Origin of the sequence: Kistimonas scapharcae (genome assembly GCF_039540975.1) — a bacterium.
GTDB classification, from domain to species: Bacteria; Pseudomonadota; Gammaproteobacteria; order Pseudomonadales; family Endozoicomonadaceae; genus Kistimonas; species Kistimonas scapharcae.
This window is the reverse complement of record NZ_BAABFL010000260.1, coordinates 1-1,877: the sequence shown is the minus strand read 5'-3', so window position 1 is coordinate 1,877 and position 1,877 is coordinate 1. Positions and strand designations below refer to the sequence as shown.

Annotated in this window: 1 protein-coding gene and 1 pseudogene; one reads left to right on the top strand and one right to left on the bottom strand. The window is 49.0% G+C overall.

Translation table 11 applies throughout. From position 1 onward, the window contains the following. Window positions 1–87 precede the first annotated feature (87 nt). Window positions 88–1,412: pseudogene (locus ABD892_RS10850) on the top strand (transposase). Between the two features lie 216 nt (window positions 1,413–1,628). On the opposite strand, the gene ABD892_RS10845 reads toward ABD892_RS10850, so the two are convergent. Further along, on the bottom strand, window positions 1,629–1,877 hold a 249-nt coding region (locus ABD892_RS10845; RefSeq protein ID WP_345195655.1), incomplete at its 5' end, for a hypothetical protein.

The window sequence follows — 1,877 nt, the reverse complement described above, 5'->3', positions numbered from 1 at the left end:
GATGAGAGGGTTAACCTGTTTTCAGCAGATCACAATCTGCCTTGAGCTCAGTCATAGCAAGGGGTTTCATGCGTTTTCCCTGCCTTCATGGCGCTTTCCGCCGACAGTCAGCCGCACTTAACGACCATTGCCGACTTTATCAGTCGTATGCATAAGCCGGTGGGTAAACTGTTTATTCAGGTTTTGATGATCTGTGACCAACTCGGTCTGATCGGTAAGGACATGTTTGCCATTGATGGTCGCAAGATGTCGTCCAACGCCAGCAAGGAATGGAGCGGTACCCACAGCGAGCTTAAAGGTAAAAAGAAAAAGCTGGAGAAAGCCGTTTCCCGTTTGTTGAGACACCGTCGGGAACACGATGCTCATGAACAGGTGAATCCTCAGCATCAACAAGACGATGATCAGCGTATTGAGACACTGAAAAAAGCCTCACGCCGCATCAAGACGTTCCTGAAGGAACAGCCAGAGCGAACCAATAAACGTAACCAGCCGCTTAAAGGCAATGTGACCGACCCGGACAGCGCCAAGATGAAGACCGCCAAAGGGGTTATCCAGAGCTACTGTGGTGTGGCGGCTGTCGACAGCAAGCACCAGGTCATTATTCATGGGGAAGCCTATGGCCATGGTGCTGAACAATCGACCCTGATCCCGACGGTAAAAGCGATTGATGCCCAGTGTCGCTGGCTGGGACATAGCGATATATTCAAAACAGCCAGGATAACCGCGGACAGTGGTTTTCATTCCAGGGAGAACCTGGAAGCCCTGACCAGGCTAAACGTGGGTGCCTATATCGCTGACAACCAATACCGCCAGCGTGATCCTGACTTTGATCAGGCCGGGCGTTACCGGGTTCAGCATAAAAAGGAACGGGCGGCACTGGCCAGAAAACGAGGCAGAACGGTTGCCACCGGACGCTTTACGACACGAGACTTTCGGTTCGATACCCGCACCATGACCTGTTCCTGTCCGGCTGGGAAACCCATGTGGCTTAGCAGCGCTAAGGCGATGATTGGCGGGAAGCCTGCTTATCAATTCTGCGGTTATGTACATCATTGCCGGGATTGTCCGATGAAGGCACAGCGCCTGCGCCGCTCCGACCAGAAAAGGCCGCGTTCTGTCGCCTTCTTTTATAAGGAGGTAGTCGACCAGCAGAAACCGGATGTTCTGCAAACCATGAAAGACAAGATCGACAGCCAGGCTGGCAAACGGGTTTACAGCAAGCGGCTCTCGGTTGCCGAACCCCCATCGCCCATATGCAGGCGATGGGGTTATCAGAACTCACATTACGGGGACACCCCAAGGTCAATGGGCAGTGGCAGCTTATGTGTGCCCTCCATAATCTGAAGAAGATTCATGGGTTTGGCGGGGAAAAACTGCAACAACGAATGGAGAAGGTGCAAAAGTATGGGTGACAGACCAACGGGGCATTTTCGCCCCATGATGCCTTCAATGCTCGCTAAGCCATTAGCGGATAAATAAACCACCGAATCATCAAGCGATATGTCTGTAGAAAGCTGAAGCAGGTTTCATTCATTAACAATCAAGGCATTGTGGCTTCATTCTTAGATTTTCTACAGGCTCGTTAGTTTAATTCAAAATAGCTAGGTGTTATATCTATGGAAGAAACCTTAAAAAAGAATATGCAAAAAATAAACAAGGTTTATCGATTCTTTAGCGATGAGGAACATAATTTTCGAGGTTTGGCCGAAAGCTATCTTTGGTTTAGTGAAGTCGATAACTTTAATGATCCCTTTGAAGTAGTCATAAAGAGTGGGGATTTTGACTTCAAGCAACTTTGTCAGCACCGATTTAAAATGTCCACCTTTCACCGATCCAAAATGACCTGTGTGAGATGATAATCTAATCAGATTATCGTA